Here is a 13,330-nt window from a genome sequence, read left to right as displayed (position 1 = left end):
TCGTGAAGGGAACCGGTCTCCAGGGCCTCCCTAGCCCGGCGTCCCGGCCTGTCGGCGGCGGAATTCCGTCGTCGGCAGGCCGCCGACGCCCCAGTTCTCCAGCTCGACCTCGTCGATGACGACGAAGGTCATGTGATGCGGCTTGCCCATCACCTCGAACAGCAGATCGCTGACGCCTTGGATCAGGGCCGCCTTCTGCTCGGGCGTGGTGGCGCTGGCGCCGGGGGCGGTGCCCTCGCGGGTCACCTTGATGTTGACGTACGGCATGGTGGCTCCTTGGTCTGCGCGGGACGGACGATGCTCAGCGGCCGGCGTGCTGGCCGCCGTCGACGTTGAGCAGCTCGCCGGTCACGAAGCCGGCGCGTTCCAGGTACAGCACGGCGTCGACGATGTCGCCGATCTCGCCCATGCGGCCCATCGGATGCAGCGCGGCGAGGAAGTCGTGCGTCTCCGGCGCATGCATCGGCGTCTTGATCACACCGGGACGCACGGCGTTCACGCGCACGCCGGTCTTGGCGTACTCGATCGCGAGCGATCGCGTCACCGCGTCCAGACCGCCCTTGGTCAGGCCGGCGAGACCCGTCGGCACGGCGGCGATCGGCTGATCGACCAGCGTGGTGGTGATGGTCACGACGTGACCGCTCTTCTGCTGCAGCATCTGCGGCAACGCCAGCTGCGTGACGTGGAAGAAGCCGGCGACGTTGACCGCGAACGCATCCTGGAAGTCCTGCGGCGTGTACTCGGTGAAGGGCTTGGCGATGAAGATGCCGGCGTTGTTGATCAAAGTGTCGATGCGACCGAATCGGTCGAGCGCCGTCTGCACCACGCGTTGCGCGACAAGGCGGTCGCCGATGTGGCCCGGCACGGCGACGACGTCGGCATCCTCGCCCTGCTGGATGTGGCGCGAGTTGGCGACGACGGCGTAGCCCTGTGCGCGATACGCGGCGACGAGCGCCGCGCCTATGCCTTGCGAAGCGCCAGTGACGATGGCGACGTTCCGGGCGGACGTGTGGGAAGTCGTGGACATGGAGAGGCTCCTGTTCATGCGGGATCCGGAGGATCCGGGTGGGTCGGGGCGCCGCGCGGATCGGGGACCGTTCGGCGTTGGACAGAAGGTTAGGAGCCGGCCCTCCCGGGCGGTAGCCGCTATCCTGTCTCAATGGCTGATCAAAAACGCACAGGGTTCCGCGGGGGCCTCGACTGGGAGGATCTGCGGGTGTTCCTCGCGCTCGGGCGGCACGGCAGCCTGTCGGCGGCGGCGCGGGCGCTGACGGTCAATCACGCGACGATCTCGCGGCGCATCCAGGCCTTGGAGGACAGCCTCGGCGAGAAGCTCGTCGACCGCCGGCCCGACGGCTATGTGCTGACGGCGGCGGGACGGCGCGCGCTCGCGGCGGCGAGCGACATGGAGTCCGCGGCGCAGTCCCTCGCGCGCGCGGGCGATGGCGGCGACGGCGCGGTGCGCGGCCTGGTGCGGGTGAACGCGCCGCCCGCGTTGGCGCAGGGCTTCCTGATCGATCGGATGGCGCGGCTGGCGGTGCTGCATCCGGGGCTGGATGTCGACCTCGCGACGGACCTGCGGGCGGTGAGCCTCGATCGGCACAAGGCGGACATCGCGGTGCGCCTCACGCGACCGAAGGACGGCGACTTCATCTTGAAGCCGCTGGGCACGATGGGCTTCGGCTTCTACGGCACGCCGGCGATCTGCGATGCCATCGAGGCTGGTGCGGATCCGGTGTTCGTCGGCTTCGACGAGGAGAGCGCCGACATGCCCGATGCGTCGTGGCTGGCGCAGCGCTTCCCGCGCGCGCGGGTGGCGTTCCGCGCCAACAACCACATGTCGCAAGCGATCGCGGCGAGGACCGGCGCGGGTCTCGCGGTGCTGCCGCTTTACATCGGACGGCAGGTGCCGGGGCTGCGCGCGTGCGCGCTGGAGCCGGTGCGCGATCCGCGCGAGATGTGGCTGCTGATCCGCGGTCAGGACCGGAAGGACCGGGCGATCCGCACGGTGGCGGATCATCTGCAGCGGGTGTTCGAGGACGAGCGGGGGCTCTTCCTGACCTGAGCCCTCAGGTCGCGCCGAGCTCCTGGAGATCCAACAACCTGCGCACGCTGTCTTCGTCGTCGCGCGTCGCCGGTTGGTAGACCACGATGCCCAGGTCCGGCCGCTGGTCGACGGAGAACGCCGAGTACTCGAAGGCGATCAGACCGGCGACCGGATGCCGCAGCCGCTTCACGCCTTCGCCGAAGGCCTGCACGTCGTGCTCGCGCCAGAACGTCTCGAACTCGGGGCTGAGCGCGCTGACCTCGCGCACCAGCGCCTCGACCTTGGCCGTGTCGGCGACGCGCGCCGAGTCCGCGCGGAACGCGGCCACGACAAAGCGCGCGACGCTTTCCCAGTCGTCCTGCGCCGCCCGCACGCGCGGGTTGGAGAAGAACAGCTTCACGATGTTGCGCTTCTCAGGCGGCAAGGCGCTGTAGTCGGTGAGCACGGCGGTCGCCGCGCGATTCCACCCGACGACGTCCCACAGCGTCGTCTTCACGATCGCCGGGCTCAGCGTGAGCGCGTCCAGCACGCGCTGCAGCCGCGGCGTGATGCCGACGGCTTCCGGCGCGCGGACCTCGGGCGCGCGCCCGAAGGCGAGCTGGAAGAGATGCTCGCGCTCGACGTCCGTGAGCAGCAGCGCGGTGGCGATGCGTTCGAGCACGACCTCCGACGGCGCACCGCCGCGGCCCTGCTCCAGCCACGTGTACCAGGTCGGGCTCACGTGGGCGCGTTGCGCGACTTCCTCGCGGCGCAGGCCGGGCGTGCGCCGGCGCGTCATCGGCAGGCCGAATGCCGCGGGGTCGAGGCGCTCGCGGCGATCACGCAGGTAGGCGCCGAGCGGGTTGTCCTTCGCGATTGGCGCGGACCCCACGGGGCGCCCGGAGGACGGCTCGGAGAGACGTTCGGTGGACAGCTCGGAAGGAGGAAGCAAGGAGGGAAGGGGGAAGACGTTGTTCATCCTGTTAGCCGCCATACCTGGATAAGGTCACTACTACACCGGGATGGATTCTGCGTCGACGATGCGTGGCATCAACTTCCGAGGGTTTCTCTCATGCGCGTTTTCGTCACTGGAGCCACGGGCTTCGTCGGGTCGGCGGTGGTCGATGAATTGATCGAGGCCGGCCATCAGGTGCTGGGTCTGGCGCGGTCGGAGGCCTCCGCAGAGGCGCTGGTCCGGGTCGGCGCCGAGGTGCATCGCGGCACGATCGACGATCTGGACAGCTTGCGCTCGGGCGCGGCGTCGACCGATGCCGTCATCCACACTGCGTTCGATCACGACTTCTCCCGCTTCGCCGAGAGCTGCCGCCGCGACAGCATCGCCATCGAGGCGCTGGGCGAAGCGCTCACCGGATCGACGCGGCCACTGCTGGTGACGTCGGGGCTGGCGATGGCGGTATCGGGCCGGCTAGGTCACGAAGGCGATCCGTGCCTTCCGGTGTCCGACGGCTATCCGCGCGCGTCAGAGCCGACGGCGCTGGTGCTCGCCGCGCGCGGCATCAACGCGGCGACCGTGCGTCTCTCGCCGACGGTGCACGGCGCGGGCGACCATGGCTTCGTGCCCATCCTCATCGACCTCGCGCGGCGCACGGGCAGGTCGGCCTACATCGGCGACGGGCAGATCGGGTGGAGCGCGGTGCATCGGCGCGATGCGGCGGGGGTGTACCGCCGGGCGATCGAAGCGCCGCGGGCCGGTGCGCGCTGGCACGCCATCGCGGAGGAGCACATCCCGTTCAAGGACATCGCCACGGCGATCGGCGAGCGGCTGGGTGTGCCGGTCGTGAGCCTGTCGCAGGAGGAGGCGCCGGCGCACTTCGGCTGGTTCACGAAGTTTGCCGGCTTGAGCTTCGCGGCGACGAGCACCGTCACGCGCGAGGCGCTGGGCTGGGCGCCGAGACATCCGACGCTGGCGGAGGATCTGGACGACGCGGGCTATTTCGACTTGGCGTCGGACCGGTGAGAAAGGCGCCGGTCGAACTCCCTCTCCCGCTTGCGGGAGAGGGCGGGGGTGAGGGCCAGCAGCCTCACGCAGGCATCACTTCGGCTGCCTGACGATGCGCAGGTAGGGCTTCGGAGCCTTCCAGCCTTCCGGATAGATCGTCTTGGCTTCATCGTCGGACACCGAGCCCGCGATGATCACGTCGTCGCCGTGCTTCCAGTTCACCGGCGTCGCGACGCGGTGCTTGGCGGTCAGCTGGATGGAGTCCAGCACGCGCAGGATCTCGTCGAAGTTGCGGCCCGTGGTCATCGGGTAGGTCAGCGTCAGCTTGATCTTCTTGTCCGGGCCGACGATGAACACCGAACGCACCGTCGCGTTCGCCGCCGCCGTGCGGCCGTCCGACGTGCCCGGCTCCTCGGCCGGCAGCATGTTGTAGAGCTTGGCCACGGCCAGGTCGGTGTCGCCGATCATCGGGTAGTTCACCTTCGAGCCTTGCGTCTCCTCGATGTCCGCGGCCCACTTCGCGTGGCTCTCGACCGGGTCGATCGACAGGCCGATCAGCTTGGCGTTGCGCTTGGTGAATTCGGGCTCGATCTTGGCCATGTAGCCCAGTTCGGTCGTGCACACCGGCGTGAAGTCCTTCGGATGGGAGAACAGGACAGCCCAGCTGTCGCCGATCCACTGGTGGAAGTCGATCTCCCCCTGCGTGGTCTTGGCGGTGAAGTTCGGGGCGATGTCGTTGATGCGCAGAGACATGGTGGGCTCCAAGGTTGAAAGTGCCGTCGGCCGCGGAAGGCGGTCGGGCAAGCCGGGCGATTCTCGTCGTCAATCCTGCCGGTGGGGGCGTCCGGCGGAGGGAAGAGGCATTCTTGTCCTCCCGATTGACGACGGGCAGAGTCTGCCCAATGGCCTTACTCGATCAGCGACTTTACTCATGCGCGGAATGAATGCCGCGCGGACCCGCGCCGGCTCATTGGCCGAAGGTCCAGTTCGCACCGATGGTCCACCAGCCTTCCTTGGGCGCGCGCGCCGTGGCGGTCGTCTTCGCGAAGCTCAGGTCCAGCGTCAGCCGGTCGCTCAGCGTGCGGCGCAGGCCGAGTCGCGTCAGCGGTCGCCGGCCGTCGTGGAAGTATTCGCTCAACCCTTGCCAGTCCTGCGTCATCTGCCACTCGACGGCGATACCGCGCTGGGTGCGATCGTCGGCGTGTCTCAACAAGGTGCGCCCCAGGTTGAGATGGATCGCCAGGTCTTCGCGCGGTGTCCATGTCAGCGGCACCAGCAACGATTGTTGAGCGCGCGGGGTCTGGTCTTGCCACCCCAGCGCCGTGACCAGGCCGATCGACAGTTGCGGGCGCAACCCGGTCGCCCACTTGAGTTGCACGCCATGCATGTGCAACGACGACGCGCCCCGCGCGGTCTCCCGATCGGCGTTGAGGCCGACTTCGACGCCGGACAGGTTGCAGCCCAGACCGGCGTGCTGGAGCTGGCGCCGGTCGAGGTTGGCGCGCTCGGCCCAGAGTTCGAGGTTGCATTGACCGGAGTCGACGATCGCGGCGTCGTCGACGGCGTGATGTCCGCCGGCGGCGAAGGCGTGGAAGGGCAGCAGCAGGCCGGTCAGCAGGGCCAGCAGGAAGAAGGGCATGAAAGAACTCCTGCGCGCACTGTCCGTCACACCCGTTGGGGTGTGATGACGGCGCGGTTCACGTTGGATCGGATCGGGTGAGTCGTCGCGTCTTGGCGACGGTTGCCTCGGAAAGGCGATCGATGCGACAGGAGAAGAAGGGCGGCGCGGCGGCGCGCCGCCGGAGCCGGGTCAGCGCGTCAGTCGTGCGGCGGCCGTTCCGGCTCGCGTCGCGATGGGACTGGGGGCACTGTCCACGGAGGGCTCCAAGGGGTGAAAGGCGCGGATTGTGGCACCGGTCCGGACCCCGGATCAACACCCCTGAAGGCTGTCTTGAATGGCCTTCGGTTCACGTGAAAATCGTCCGCACATCGAGCGCTCGCCGATAGACTTCGTTTCCTCGCCCCAGGCTGCCCCCTGTCCTAATAGATCGTGGATGGGCTGTGCCCCTGGGGCGTTATTTCTCCAGGAGTTGGGAGATCCACATGCCGACGGCCATCCTCATCGACGGCGCCTTCTTCGTGAAGCGTTTTCGCGCGCTGCAGCCGGACCACGCGTTCGACGCTGATCGTGCGGCCGACTGCGCTTTCAGGTGGGCCCTCGCTCATCTCGTTGACCGGAGTCGGGGGCCGGGAAAGCGCTTCAAGGATCTGTTCCGTATCTATTTCTACGACTGTTCGCCGCTCATGAAGCGGCTTCAGAACCCGATCTCGGGCAAAGGCATCAATTTCGCGACAAGTCCCGAGGCGCTGTTTCGCACGCAGCTGCACGAGCGTCTCAAGACGAAGCGCAAGATGGCATTGCGGTTGGGGCACTTGGCTTCGGACAGTCCGTGGACGATCAAGCCGGAGGCCATCCAGGCCATGCTCAAGCGCAAGATGAAGTCCGACGATCTGACGGAAAGCGACGTGGTCCCCCAGCTTCGTCAGAAGGGCGTAGACATGAACATCGGTGTCGACATCGTGACGCTGGCGTTACGCGGGTTTGTCGACCAGATCGTCCTCGTCTCCGGCGACGCCGACTTTGTCCCCGCCGCCAAGATGGCCCGGCGCGAGGGCATCGACTTCATTCTCGATCCCATGTGGCAACCGGTCTCCGCCAACCTGCAGGAACATGTCGATGGACTTCGTTCAACCGCGCGACGCCGCGCACGCGCGGACGATGAGCCAGCGAGATCTCCGGAATGTGCCCTCCCCATGGCGGCCTGATCCAAACGGACTTCCCCGGTCAAAAAAACTATCGCTCCGATTGACCTGAACTGTTGCTGCTCCCACTGAGCGAGTTCTAGACTCGTCCGCGCTCACCCGCTGTGGCGGACAAGTGGACTGAACCCCCAAGGCTCAACTCAGGAGGCAGACATGTCAGGCGAATCGAAGTGCCCGTTCTCGGGCGGAACCCACCACCACGCGGTGGCCGGCACCAAGGGCAACCGGGACTGGTGGCCCGAACAGCTCAACCTCTCCATCCTCTCGCTGCATTCGTCGCGGACGAATCCGATGAGCGAGGACTTCAAGTACGCGCATGAGTTCCAGACCCTCGACCTCGACGCCGTCGTCAAGGACCTCAACGCGCTGATGACCGACTCCCAGGACTGGTGGCCCGCCGACTACGGCCACTACGGTCCGTTCTTCATCCGCATGGCCTGGCACTCCGCCGGCACCTACCGCGTGCAGGACGGCCGCGGCGGCGCCGGCACCGGCGCGCAGCGCTTCGCGCCGCTCAACAGCTGGCCCGACAACGGCAACCTCGACAAGGCCCGCCGCCTGCTCTGGCCGATCAAGCAGAAGTACGGCCGCAAGCTGTCCTGGGCCGACCTGATGATCCTGGCCGGCAACGTCGCGCTGGAATCGATGGGCTTCAAGACCTTCGGCTTCGCCGGCGGCCGCGCCGACGTCTGGGAACCCGAGACCGACGTCTTCTGGGGACCGGAGACCACCTGGCTCGGCGACGAGCGTTACGCCGGCGATCGCGACCTCGCGAACCCGCTGGCCGCCGTGCAGATGGGCCTCATCTACGTGAACCCGGAAGGCCCGAACGGCAACCCCGATCCGGCCGCGTCGGCGCGCGACATCCGCGAGACCTTCAAGCGCATGGCCATGAACGACGAGGAGACCGTCGCGCTGGTCGCCGGCGGTCACACCTTCGGCAAGGCGCACGGTGCGGGCGAAGCCCACCACGTCGGCGCGATGCCCGAGGGCGGCGACATCGAGGACCAGGGCCTGGGCTGGAAGAACGCGCTCGGCGAAGGCATGGGCGTCTACACGATCACCAGCGGCATCGAAGGCGCCTGGACGCCGACGCCGACGAAGTGGGACAACAGCTTCTTCGAGACGCTGTTCGGCTTCGAGTGGGAGCTGACCAAGAGTCCCGCCGGCGCGCACCAGTGGACGCCCAAGGGCGGCGCGGGCGCCGGCACCGTGCCCGACGCGCACGACAAGTCGCGCAAGCACGCGCCGATGATGACGACGGCCGACCTCGCGCTGCGCGTGGACCCGGCCTACGAGAAGATCTCCCGCCGCTACAAGGACAACCCGGCCGAGCTGGCCGATGCGTTCGCACGCGCCTGGTACAAGCTGACGCACCGCGACATGGGGCCGCAGTCGCGCTATCTCGGCAAGCTGGTGCCCAAGGAAGAACTGATCTGGCAAGACCCGGTACCCAAGGTCGATCATCCGCTGGTCGACGACAAGGACGTCACCGCGCTGAAGGCCAAGCTGCTGGCGAGCGGTCTGACCGTGCAGCAGCTGGTGTCGACGGCCTGGGCCTCGGCCTCGACCTTCCGCAGCGGCGACAAGCGCGGGGGCGCCAACGGCGCGCGGATCCGCCTTGCGCCGCAGAAGGAATGGCCGGTGAACCAGCCCAGCGAGCTCGAGAAGGTGCTGAGCAAGCTGGAAGCGGTGCGCAAGGAGTTCAACGGCGCGGCGGCCGGCGGCAAGCAGATCTCGCTGGCCGACCTGATCGTGCTGGGCGGTTCTGCCGGCATCGAGGCCGCGGCGAAGCAGGGCGGCCATGACGTCGTCGTGCCGTTCACGGCGGGACGCACCGACGCCTCGCAGGACCAGACCGACGTCGAATCGATGGGCTACCTGGAGCCCGCGGCCGACGGCTTCCGGAACTACATCCGCAAGGATCTGGTCAAGCACACGGCGGAGTTGCTGATCGACAAGGCCCAGCTGCTGTCGCTGAGCGCGCCGGAACTGACGGCGCTGGTCGGCGGCCTGCGGGTGCTCGACACCAACGTCGGCCACACGAAGCACGGCGTGCTCACGACGCGGCCGGGGACCCTGAGCAACGACTTCTTCGTCAACCTGCTGGACATGCGGACGAAGTGGCAGAAGTCGGCGAGCGACGAGGGCGTGCTCGAAGGCCGGGACCGTACGTCGGGCGCCGCGAAGTGGACCGCCACGACGGCGGACCTGGTCTTCGGGTCGAACTCGCAACTGCGGGCGCTGGCCGAGGTCTACGCGTCCAAGGACGGCGAGAAGGTGCTCGTCGGCGACTTCGTCAAGGCCTGGACCCGGGTGATGAACCTGGATCGTTACGACCTGATCTGAGCGCACGTGGGGCCGTCCACCCGGGAGGGTGGGCGGCCCCGGCTCCTCTGAAGAGAGGGTGTAGGCAATCTGGCTACGGTGTAGGCAGATTGGCTACACCCCGGGTCTGTGGGGCTCTCGCCCGCTGACCTTTGCAACGTTTGGTTCCAGAATTCCTTCCAAACGTTTCCTAAGATAGGAGGGATGGACGTCCCTTCCAACAAGCCGGCCCACCGGCAGTTCCCCACTTCGATGATCGTCGCCGCCCTTCTGGCGTTGGGTCTGGGTGCGTGCGGCGGCGGGGGCAGCGATGCGTCCACGCCCGACCCGGTCACGACGCCCACCAACCCGACCAATCCCACCAACCCCGGGCCCACGGATCCTCCTCTCGTCGCCGGGACCTGCGACCTGCCCAACTTCAAGCAGGACCTGCTCACCCGCATCAACGCGCTGCGCGCGTCGGGGGCGAGCTGCGGGACCTCGGGGAACTTCCCGGCCGTGGCGCCGGTGGTCTGGAACGACAAGCTGACAGCGGCCTCGGACGGCCACGCGCTGGACATGGCGACGAAGAACTACTTCAGCCACGACAGCCAGGACGGACGCAGCTTCTCCACCCGCATCACCAACGCGGGCTACACCTGGGCTGCGGCCGGCGAGAACATCGCCGCCGGACAGCAGACCGTCGAGTCGGTGATGAACTCCTGGCGCAACAGCGCCGGCCATTGCGCCAACCTCATGTCGGCGAACTTCGTGGATGTCGGCGTCGCCTGCCGACCCGCGGCTTCGGCCTCCAACACCTACAGCAAGTACTGGGTGATGGATCTGGGCAAATCGGCGCGCTGACCCCTCGCAGAACCACTGCCTTCCTGCTCCCTCTCCCGCTTGCGGGAGAGGGAAGGGGTGAGGGCCAGCGGCGGTGGAAGTGCTGAAGCGCTTCAGCGGCGCTCAAGCGCGCCCAGGTCGCCGCACTGCTCGCACCTTGCCGCTGCCGCCGCCACCGCAATAGAAGAGCCCCGCGCCGTCCGACTCCAGGCCGCTGACGCCGACATTCGCCGGCATCGCCAGGCGCTCGATCACGGCACCGTCCGTCGGGTCGACGCGGCGCAGCTCGCTCTCATCGCCTTCCCAGGTGCCGTGCCAGAGCTCGCCGTCCACCCACGTGACGCCGGTGACGAAACGGTTGGACTCGATGGTCCGGCGCACGGCGCCGGTCTCGGGATCGATCTGCACGATCTTGCGGTCGCGGTACTGGCCGACCCACAGACTCCCCTCCGCCCAGGTCAGCCCCGAATCGCTGCCCTGACCCGACGGCGCGGGGATGGTCCCGACCACGCGCCCGCTCTGCGGATCGATCTTCTGGATCTGCGAGTCGGCGATCTGGTAGAGGTGTCGGCCGTCGAAGGCGGTGCCGGCGTCCGCTGCGCAGGGCAGGGTGCGCTGCACCTCGCCGCTGGCCGGATCGATCGCCAGCAGGCCCAGTGCCGTGGCGGCCCAGATGCGGTCGCCATCGTGGCTCACGCCATGCACGGCGGGCGCGCCAGGGTAGGGGCCGAACTCGCGGACGACCTCGGCCGCATGGGCCGCGGGCAGGTGCGCGTTGGACGCCATGCAAGCCTCGGCATGAGGATCGCAGGCGGCATCGGTGGAAGCAGTCGTCGTCGTCGTCGTCATCGTGTTCTCCTGTACGGCGAAACCGTCGCCGCATGGACCTCAATCTATCCAGCAGGCGGCTGAGCGGGGAGTAACAAGATCGTCGCGATTCCCGTCATGGGCGGGGCCAGCCAGCGCTTCGCCCGCGCCTGACCGATCGCGCGCACCCGGCCTGCGGCTTCGAGTTCCGCAAGGGCTCGCTGCACCGTGCGCTGGCTCGCGACCAGCGCCATCGCCAGCGCCGACGTCGACCAGGCCGCGCCGTCCGCCAACAGCGCCAGCAGCGAGGCGGTCTCGCCTTCCATCGGCGGCACGAGCAGCGTGACCGCGTGCTCGTCCGCGACGCGCAGCGCGAAGCCCTTGTGCGTCGCCTCGATGCGCGCGACGGGGTCGATCAACGCGCGGAGGCGGCCGAGCTCGACGCGCAGTCGTGCGCGGTGGGTCTCATCGGCGTAGCGGGTCCGGAAGGCCCTGAGGATGAGCGTCGCCCGGTCCGCGTCGCCGGGCCAGGACTCGGCCAGCACGCGTGCGAGTGCGAACAGCACGGGCCGTCGCGCGAGGTCGACGTGCAGCCCCGCGCCGCGGATCGCGCGCCGGCACGCATCCACCACCAGCAGCGACGAGGCGAGCAAGGCTTCGACGTCATCGAGTCGCAGCGGACGCACCTGTCCGCCGTCGACGCGACGAGCCGCCGGGTGATCGAGCGAGGCGCGCAGGTCGTTCGCTTCCGCCATCAGCGCCGCAACGCCGGAGCGTTGTGCGGCGACGAGCGCGCGCTCGATGGCGATCCGCGCATCGCCGCTTCGCAGCGCACGCATCGCGAGTTCCGCCGAAGCCAGGCCGACCATCGCGCCGAGCATGGGCGGCGCGTCGTCAACGTCCTGCGTGGGGAGTGCCTCGGCCGCCTCATCGAGGCGACCGAGCAGGATCAGGCGACGCGCGGCGATCAGCCGGGCCTGCAAGGCGTTCGCGCGGTCGTCGTGGGCGTCGAGCGTCGCGGCGGCCTGCAGCAGCGGGCGCGTCGGATCGCCGAGGTCGCGCATCGCCAGCGCGACCTCCGCCTCGGCCACGATGCTGCGTGCGCGCGCGACGGCTTCCTTCGGACCAAAGGCCTTGGCCGCCTGCCGCAGGAGCTCGCGGGCGCGTGGGTGTTCGCCGAGCTGCGCCATCGCGATGCCGCGCAGCGCGAGCGCCGGCGCATCGTCGCGCAGGGCCACCCGCTGCAGCGCGCTCAACGCATCCCCGGCGGCGAGGAAGCGGGCGGCGGCGGTGATCAGGGCGTCCATGGGGACGGAGCTTAAGCGCCGGCGCAAGCGGCCCTCGATCCCCCAGAGTCAGGGAGACCCCTCGTCGGCAGGCGCCGGGGGCCACGAATACACTCGTGCCCCATGGAACTGAAGATCGTCGTCTATTCGAAGTCCGCCTGCCCGCAATGCGACACGGCGAAGAGTCTGCTCAAGGCCCGCGGGATCGAGTATCAGGAGATCCTGATCGACGACGAGGCCGAGCGCCTGGCCTTCTACGAGAAGTGCGGCCCGTCCGTGCGCCAGATGCCGCAGGTCTTCATCAACGACCAGCGCGTCGGCGGTGTGACCGGCCTGCAGGCGGCGTTGAAGCAGCTGGGGCGCTGAGCGCCGAGCCGCGCCGCGCCAGGCGCCCGCGCTTGCACTCTCGCCGCGTCCTACGCGGCTGCGACGTCAACGCCTACCCGCGCGCGAAGTCGCGGGAATCAGACTGAACGCCTGAGCCGTCGCTGTCCGCCGGCATGGGAGTTCCGCCATGGCGAAGCCATCCTCCACATCCCCGCAGGCATCGGCCCCTGCGCCTGACACGCCCGCGACGCCCTCGCTGAAAGAGGCGAAGGTCTTGGCCAAGGCCAACGGAAAGCCCTATCCGGGAGAGAGCCCCGAGTACCGCATCGCGCGCGAGGCGCTGCTCGCCGAGGAGATCGAACTCCGGCGTCATCTCTGGCGCGTCGCGGAACAGCGGCGCGCATTGCCGCTGGGCGGTGAGGCCGAGCCCTACCGCTTCCTGGACGAGAACGGCAAGGAGATCGGCCTCGCCGATCTCTTCGGCCGGCACGACACGCTGGTGACCTACTTCTGGATGTACGGCCCGCAGCGCGAGCGGCCGTGCCCGATGTGCACGTCCTTCCTCGGCTCGCTGGACATTCCGCTGCGTGACCTCGACCAGCGCGTGTCCGTTGCGGTGCTGGGACGGTCCCCGGTGGCGCGGCAGCAGGCATTCGCGCGCGAACGGGGATGGCGCAACCTGCGTTTTTTCCAGCTCGTGGGCGACCAGTTCACGACGACCTTCAAGCTGGTCGATGAGAAGGGTTTCGAGTACCCCGCGCTGACCGTGTGGGTGCGACGCGGCGACAAGGTCTTCCACTTCTGGAGCGCGGAGAGCGGCGGCACCGAGGACCCGGGCCAGGACGCGCACGGCGCGCCGGAGATCGCGCCGCTGTGGAACGTGCTGGACCTGACCCCCGGCGGGCGCGGGACGAGCTGGTATCCGAAGCTGGAGTACTGACGCGAGCGTGC

General features: G+C 68.7%; 14 protein-coding genes. 7 read left to right on the top strand and 7 right to left on the bottom strand.

Annotated features, from left to right (window positions below):
- Positions 1–30: 30 nt before the first annotated feature.
- Complete coding sequence (locus tag ABE85_RS18950) at positions 31–267, bottom strand: 4-oxalocrotonate tautomerase family protein (protein WP_067278132.1); 237 nt, start codon at positions 265–267, stop codon at positions 31–33.
- 34 nt (positions 268–301) lie between these two features.
- Positions 302–1,027 carry an SDR family NAD(P)-dependent oxidoreductase gene (locus tag ABE85_RS18945; protein ID WP_067278129.1) on the bottom strand — a complete coding sequence of 242 codons (726 nt, stop codon included), beginning with the start codon at positions 1,025–1,027 and terminating at the stop codon, positions 302–304.
- Positions 1,028–1,159: 132 nt separating this feature from the next.
- Here ABE85_RS18945 and ABE85_RS18940 point away from each other — a divergent pair, with 132 nt between their 5' ends.
- Entirely contained in the window at positions 1,160–2,065 is a 906-nt protein-coding gene (locus ABE85_RS18940; protein WP_067278127.1) for a LysR family transcriptional regulator, read from the top strand.
- A gap of 4 nt (positions 2,066–2,069) precedes the next feature.
- Here the strand turns inward: ABE85_RS18940 and ABE85_RS18935 are convergent, their stop codons facing one another.
- The gene (locus tag ABE85_RS18935; RefSeq protein ID WP_067278124.1) at positions 2,070–2,918 is read right to left on the bottom strand and encodes a helix-turn-helix transcriptional regulator; all 849 of its coding nucleotides are present in this window, start codon (positions 2,916–2,918) and stop codon (positions 2,070–2,072) included.
- 180 nt (positions 2,919–3,098) lie between these two features.
- Here ABE85_RS18935 and ABE85_RS18930 point away from each other — a divergent pair, with 180 nt between their 5' ends.
- Positions 3,099–4,004, top strand: coding sequence for an SDR family oxidoreductase (locus ABE85_RS18930; protein WP_067278121.1), 906 nt, complete (start codon positions 3,099–3,101; stop codon positions 4,002–4,004).
- Positions 4,005–4,079: 75 nt separating this feature from the next.
- Here the strand turns inward: ABE85_RS18930 and ABE85_RS18925 are convergent, their stop codons facing one another.
- Positions 4,080–4,739: a peroxiredoxin gene (locus tag ABE85_RS18925; RefSeq protein ID WP_067278117.1), complete on the bottom strand. Its 660-nt coding sequence runs from the start codon at positions 4,737–4,739 to the stop codon at positions 4,080–4,082.
- Between the two features lie 214 nt (positions 4,740–4,953).
- Positions 4,954–5,625 (bottom strand): hypothetical protein, encoded by a 672-nt coding sequence (locus ABE85_RS18920; RefSeq protein ID WP_067278114.1) that lies wholly within the window; start codon positions 5,623–5,625, stop codon positions 4,954–4,956.
- Between the two features lie 464 nt (positions 5,626–6,089).
- Here ABE85_RS18920 and ABE85_RS18915 point away from each other — a divergent pair, with 464 nt between their 5' ends.
- From ABE85_RS18915 to ABE85_RS18905, 3 genes are all read left to right on the top strand, one after another.
- Positions 6,090–6,812 (top strand): NYN domain-containing protein, encoded by a 723-nt coding sequence (locus ABE85_RS18915; protein ID WP_067283132.1) that lies wholly within the window; start codon positions 6,090–6,092, stop codon positions 6,810–6,812.
- 150 nt (positions 6,813–6,962) lie between these two features.
- Positions 6,963–9,158 (top strand): catalase/peroxidase HPI, encoded by a 2,196-nt coding sequence (katG, locus tag ABE85_RS18910; protein WP_067278110.1) that lies wholly within the window; start codon positions 6,963–6,965, stop codon positions 9,156–9,158.
- A 183-nt stretch (positions 9,159–9,341) separates the two neighbouring features.
- The gene (locus ABE85_RS18905) at positions 9,342–9,980 is read left to right on the top strand and encodes a CAP domain-containing protein (protein WP_231993131.1); all 639 of its coding nucleotides are present in this window, start codon (positions 9,342–9,344) and stop codon (positions 9,978–9,980) included.
- 102 nt (positions 9,981–10,082) lie between these two features.
- On the opposite strand, the gene ABE85_RS18900 is transcribed toward ABE85_RS18905, so the two are convergent.
- Together ABE85_RS18900 and ABE85_RS18895 are read right to left on the bottom strand one after the other, a co-directional pair.
- Positions 10,083–10,745, bottom strand: coding sequence for a DUF5074 domain-containing protein (locus ABE85_RS18900; RefSeq protein ID WP_067283127.1), 663 nt, complete (start codon positions 10,743–10,745; stop codon positions 10,083–10,085).
- 107 nt (positions 10,746–10,852) lie between these two features.
- Complete coding sequence (locus tag ABE85_RS18895; protein WP_067278106.1) at positions 10,853–12,073, bottom strand: DNA-binding protein; 1,221 nt, start codon at positions 12,071–12,073, stop codon at positions 10,853–10,855.
- Positions 12,074–12,175: 102 nt separating this feature from the next.
- On the opposite strand from ABE85_RS18895, the gene ABE85_RS18890 reads away from it, so the two are divergent.
- On the top strand, positions 12,176–12,418 hold the full coding sequence (locus ABE85_RS18890; RefSeq protein WP_067278103.1) for a glutaredoxin: 243 nt from the start codon (positions 12,176–12,178) through the stop codon (positions 12,416–12,418).
- 148 nt (positions 12,419–12,566) lie between these two features.
- Positions 12,567–13,319 (top strand): DUF899 family protein, encoded by a 753-nt coding sequence (locus ABE85_RS18885; protein ID WP_082938746.1) that lies wholly within the window; start codon positions 12,567–12,569, stop codon positions 13,317–13,319.
- The last annotated feature ends 11 nt before the right edge of the window (positions 13,320–13,330 follow it).

The organism is Mitsuaria sp. 7, assembly GCF_001653795.1.
In the GTDB taxonomy this organism is placed as follows: domain Bacteria; phylum Pseudomonadota; class Gammaproteobacteria; order Burkholderiales; family Burkholderiaceae_C; genus Roseateles.
Note: the sequence above shows the minus strand (reverse complement) of the source record. Positions and strands in the feature narration are given on the sequence as shown.

Excerpts from the sequence above, each read along its gene's own strand:
- ABE85_RS18940 (WP_067278127.1), top strand. The coding sequence starts at position 1,160 with ATGGCTGATCAAAAACGCACAGGGTTCCGCGGGGGCCTCGACTGGGAG.
- ABE85_RS18890 (WP_067278103.1), top strand. The coding sequence starts at position 12,176 with ATGGAACTGAAGATCGTCGTCTATTCGAAGTCCGCCTGCCCGCAATGC.
- katG (WP_067278110.1), top strand. The coding sequence starts at position 6,963 with ATGTCAGGCGAATCGAAGTGCCCGTTCTCGGGCGGAACCCACCACCAC.
- ABE85_RS18885 (WP_082938746.1), top strand. The coding sequence starts at position 12,567 with ATGGCGAAGCCATCCTCCACATCCCCGCAGGCATCGGCCCCTGCGCCT.
- ABE85_RS18900 (WP_067283127.1), bottom strand. The coding sequence starts at position 10,745 with ATGGCGTCCAACGCGCACCTGCCCGCGGCCCATGCGGCCGAGGTCGTC.
- ABE85_RS18895 (WP_067278106.1), bottom strand. The coding sequence starts at position 12,073 with ATGGACGCCCTGATCACCGCCGCCGCCCGCTTCCTCGCCGCCGGGGAT.
- ABE85_RS18930 (WP_067278121.1), top strand. The coding sequence starts at position 3,099 with ATGCGCGTTTTCGTCACTGGAGCCACGGGCTTCGTCGGGTCGGCGGTG.
- ABE85_RS18925 (WP_067278117.1), bottom strand. The coding sequence starts at position 4,739 with ATGTCTCTGCGCATCAACGACATCGCCCCGAACTTCACCGCCAAGACC.
- ABE85_RS18905 (WP_231993131.1), top strand. The coding sequence starts at position 9,342 with ATGGACGTCCCTTCCAACAAGCCGGCCCACCGGCAGTTCCCCACTTCG.
- ABE85_RS18920 (WP_067278114.1), bottom strand. The coding sequence starts at position 5,625 with ATGCCCTTCTTCCTGCTGGCCCTGCTGACCGGCCTGCTGCTGCCCTTC.
- ABE85_RS18950 (WP_067278132.1), bottom strand. The coding sequence starts at position 267 with ATGCCGTACGTCAACATCAAGGTGACCCGCGAGGGCACCGCCCCCGGC.
- ABE85_RS18945 (WP_067278129.1), bottom strand. The coding sequence starts at position 1,027 with ATGTCCACGACTTCCCACACGTCCGCCCGGAACGTCGCCATCGTCACT.
- ABE85_RS18915 (WP_067283132.1), top strand. The coding sequence starts at position 6,090 with ATGCCGACGGCCATCCTCATCGACGGCGCCTTCTTCGTGAAGCGTTTT.